3 protein-coding genes are annotated in these 3,915 nt (G+C 73.1%); 1 reads left to right on the forward strand and 2 read right to left on the reverse strand.

Annotated elements, in window-relative coordinates; all coding sequences use genetic code 11:
• Positions 1–161: 161 nt before the first annotated feature.
• Positions 162–1,076 carry an SGNH/GDSL hydrolase family protein gene (locus tag V7E45_RS39125; RefSeq protein WP_333779050.1) on the forward strand — a complete coding sequence of 305 codons (915 nt, stop codon included), beginning with the start codon at positions 162–164 and terminating at the stop codon, positions 1,074–1,076.
• A gap of 143 nt (positions 1,077–1,219) precedes the next feature.
• Here V7E45_RS39125 and pgm read toward each other — a convergent pair whose 3' ends face one another.
• Positions 1,220–2,860, reverse strand: a complete 1,641-nt coding sequence (gene pgm / locus V7E45_RS39130; RefSeq protein ID WP_333779051.1) for a phosphoglucomutase (alpha-D-glucose-1,6-bisphosphate-dependent) — start codon at positions 2,858–2,860, stop codon at positions 1,220–1,222.
• A 192-nt stretch (positions 2,861–3,052) separates the two neighbouring features.
• Entirely contained in the window at positions 3,053–3,892 is an 840-nt protein-coding gene (locus V7E45_RS39135) for a chitosanase (protein ID WP_333779052.1), read from the reverse strand.
• Between the last annotated feature and the right edge of the window lie 23 nt (positions 3,893–3,915).

Below are 3,915 nucleotides of genomic sequence, written 5' to 3' on the forward strand. Positions count from 1 at the left end.
CCGTGGTGCTCCCTCTCCCCCGGGCGGGCGGGAATGTTCGTTCCCGCTTCCTTCCCCCCTCTGGCCTGGGAGACCTACCGGACGGTATACAGGCCCAGTTGACCGCGCGGTCCGCCTCGGCGCGGACCGCGTGCGACGTCCCGGCCTCAGGGGAGGAACCCATGGCGAACGACAGCGTTGCGGCGGAACCAGCGAGATCCCGGCGGCGGAGTGCCGTGCTGGGGGCGGCACTCGGGGGCTGCGCCCTCGTCGCCGCGTCGACGGCACCCGCCGCCGCGCACCCCGCCCATCCCCGCGACCTCACCTACGTCTCCCTCGGGGACTCCTACACCTCGGGGCCCGCGATCCCGGGCCAGGTGGACGCCGACTGCGCCCGCTCCGACCACAACTACCCCTCACTGCTGGCAAGTCGGGGTGGCGTGACCGCGTTCGAGGACGTGAGCTGCGCCGGGGCCACGACCGAGGAGATGTGGAAGGCGCAGGGCGGCAACCCCCCGCAACTCGAAGCGCTGGGACGGAACACGGACCTGGTGACGGTGCAGATCGGCGGCAACGACGTCGGCTTCGGCTCGATCATCGGCACCTGCGCCCGGCTCGGTGTCCAGGACCCGGCCGGCAACCCCTGCGAGCGTTCCTACCGGGCCGCGGGCTACGACCGACTGGCGCTCACCGTGCTGCAGACCGCACCGAAGATCGACCGGGTGCTGCGGGCCGTGCACGCCCGCGCCCCGCACGCGCGGGTGATCGTCGTCGGCTACCCGGACCTGCTGCCGGACGACGGCAGCGGCTGCTTCCCCTCGGTGCCGTTCGCCAAGGGCGACTTCCCCTACCTGCGCGACACCGAGAAGCGGCTGAACCTGATGCTGCGTCTGGTGGCCTCGTGGAACCGGGCCGAGTACGTCGACACCTACGGTCCCACGGTGGGCCACGACATGTGCAAGGCGCCCGCCGACCGCTGGATCGAGCCGTTGCAGCCGGCTTCGCCCGCGGCCCCCGCCCACCCGAACGCCAAGGGCGAGGCGGCCATGGCCCAGGCCGTGCTGGACCGGCTCGACCACGCTCGCGGACGCGACTGATCCCGCCCGTCCAGGGCCCCGGCGACCCGGGGCCCTTCGGTCGCCGGCCCACGCAGTGACGGCCTCCGCCCGCCCGGGTCGCAGGCCGTCGCGGGCGCGAGGGGCGGAGGACGTCGTGGTCGCAGGGAAGCCGGGCCCTGTCGTCAGCCGCCGAGCGCGGCCTGGACCACGGCCTTGGCCTCCTCCTGCACCCGAGCGAGATGGTCGGGGCCGTGGAACGACTCGGCGTAGATCTTGTAGACGTCCTCCGTGCCCGAAGGGCGGGCCGCGAACCAGGCGTTGGCGGTGGTGACCTTGATCCCGCCGATGGCCGCGCCGTTGCCCGGCGCCTCGCTGAGCACACCGGTGACCGGCTCGCCCGCGAGGGTGTCGGCGGTGACCTGGGCCGGGGACAGCTTCGCCAGCAGCGCCTTCTGCTCGCGGGAGGCGGGCGCGTCGATACGGGCGTAGGCGGGTTCGCCGAAACGGGCGGTGAGGTCGGCGTAGTGCTCCGAGGGCGTCCGGTCGGTGACGGCCGTGATCTCGGACGCGAGCAGGGCCAGCAGGATGCCGTCCTTGTCGGTGGTCCACACCGAGCCGTCGCGGCGCAGGAAGGAGGCCCCGGCCGACTCCTCGCCGCCGAAGCCCAGGGTGCCGCCGGCCAGTCCGTCCACGAACCACTTGAACCCGACCGGGACCTCGACCAGCCGGCGGTCCAGGTCGGCGGCGACGCGGTCGATCATCGTGGAGGACACGAGCGTCTTGCCGACACCGGTCTCGGCTGGCCACCGCTCGCGGTGCCGGTAGAGGTAGGAGATGGCGACGGCCAGGTAGTGGTTGGGGTTCATCAAGCCGGCGTCGGGGGTGACGATGCCGTGCCGGTCGGCGTCGGCGTCGTTGCCGGTGGCGATGCGGAAGCGGTCACGCTGCTCGATGAGCGAGGCCATGGCGTACGGGGAGGAGCAGTCCATGCGGATCTTTCCGTCCCAGTCCAGCGTCATGAACCGCCAGGTGGGGTCGGTGTGCGGATTGACCACGGTCAGGTCGAGTCCGTGCTCCTCGGCGATCCGGCCCCAGTAGGCGACGGAGGCGCCGCCGAGCGGGTCGGCGCCGATGCGCACCCCCGCGGCGCGGATCGCGTCGAGGTCCAGGACGCTCGGCAGGTCGCCGACGTAGGCGCCGAGGAAGTCGTACCGCCCGGTGGAGTCGGCGGCGAGCGCGCGGGCGTACGTCAGCCGCCGCACGTCCTTCAGCCCGCCCGCGATGATCTGGTTGGCGCGGTCCTGGATCCAGGAGGTGGCGTCGGACGCGGCGGGCCCGCCGCTGGGCGGGTTGTACTTGAAGCCGCCGTCGGCGGGCGGGTTGTGCGACGGGGTGACGACCACGCCGTCGGCGAGGCCCGAGGCGCGGCCCCGGTTGTGGGTGAGGATGGCGTGCGAGAGCGCCGGAGTCGGTGTGTAGCCGTCCGCGCTGTCGAGGAGCACCGTCACGCCGTTGGCGGCGAACACCTCCAGGGCGGTGGCCTGGGCGGGCTCGGACAGGGCGTGGGTGTCGGCGCCGAGGAACAGGGGGCCGTCGATGCCGTGGGCCGTCCGGTACTCGACGATGGCCTGGCTGGTGGCGGCGATGTGGTCCTCGTTGAAGGCGGTCGCCAGGGACGAACCCCGGTGCCCCGACGTGCCGAACGCCACCCGCTGCCCGGGGTCGGCCGGGTCGGGGTGCAGGGTGTAGTACGCCGTGACCAGCCGGGCCACGTCGACAAGGTCCTCGGGACCGGCCGGCCGGCCGGCTCGCTCGTGCGGCATGAGTCCGCTCCTCCGCATCGGTGTGGTCGATCGCTCGGAACCCATCTTTCCTCGTCAGGGCCCCGGCATGCGAGCGCGCCACCGGCGGCTCGCGAACGGCCCCGGCACGGCGGAGGGGGACCGGGGCCGGTCGGGCCCGCCAGGGGGTCCGCCTGACGGACAGTCCCCCTGACGGCCGGTCCGACCCGCGGCTCAGCCGATGTGGTAACTGTCCCCGTACACCTTCCAGTCCAGCGGCGTGTTCAGGTCGAGGTTGCCCTTGCGCAGGAAGACCCGCTGTTCGGTGTCGACCCTGCTGGTGTCGCTGTGCGCCTCCTCCTGCTTCATGGCCCACACCCGCGCGTCGAGGAAGGCGTTGAGGTACGTCGTCTCGTTGCCGCCCTGCGCCGGCGGCTTGGCGGTGCGCAGGGCCCGCTTGCGGATGTTGCGGAAGCTGGTGGGGTCGTCGCCGTCGCCGTGCATGACGAGGGCGTCGTAGTAGGCGAACTGCCCGAGGGCGCGCAGCCCGTCCGCCTTGCCCTGGGCGACCGCGGGGTTGAAGTAGACCCGGTCCCGCTCGTCGTTCTGGGCCTGCTGGAACGCGCCGTCCTGGGCCGCCTTGCGCCAGTCCTTGGGATAGTCGGGGTCGAGCCCGCTGTGCGAGTCCGTCCCGTTCACCCGGCGCAGGGCGGGCAGGTACTTGGCGAGCACGTTGCCGGGCTTGCGGTCTGCGTAGAGCTGGACGAGGTCGAGCATGTCGCCGGTGCCGGAGCAGAAGCCGATGATGCCGGCGGTGTAGCCGCGGCCGTCGCCGATGTCCTCGATGTACCGGTACTGGGCCTTCCAGTCGAGCGAGGAGTTCTCCGCGCTCGACACCAGCTGCATGGCGATCTCCTTCTTCGCCGGGTCGTCGAGGCCCGGCGCGGCCGACGGTGCCGCCGCCACGCGCGGGGCGCCGAGCAGGGCGCCGGAGGCGACGGCGCCGAACACGGCGACGACGGTCCGGCGGGAGAGGCGGGCGGGGGCTGCCGGTTCGCGGTCTGCGTGCACCACAGGGGCTCCAAAGGGGGGTCAGG

This window comes from Streptomyces sp. IBSBF 3136, from assembly GCF_036815105.1.
Classification (GTDB): Bacteria; Actinomycetota; Actinomycetes; order Streptomycetales; family Streptomycetaceae; genus Streptomyces.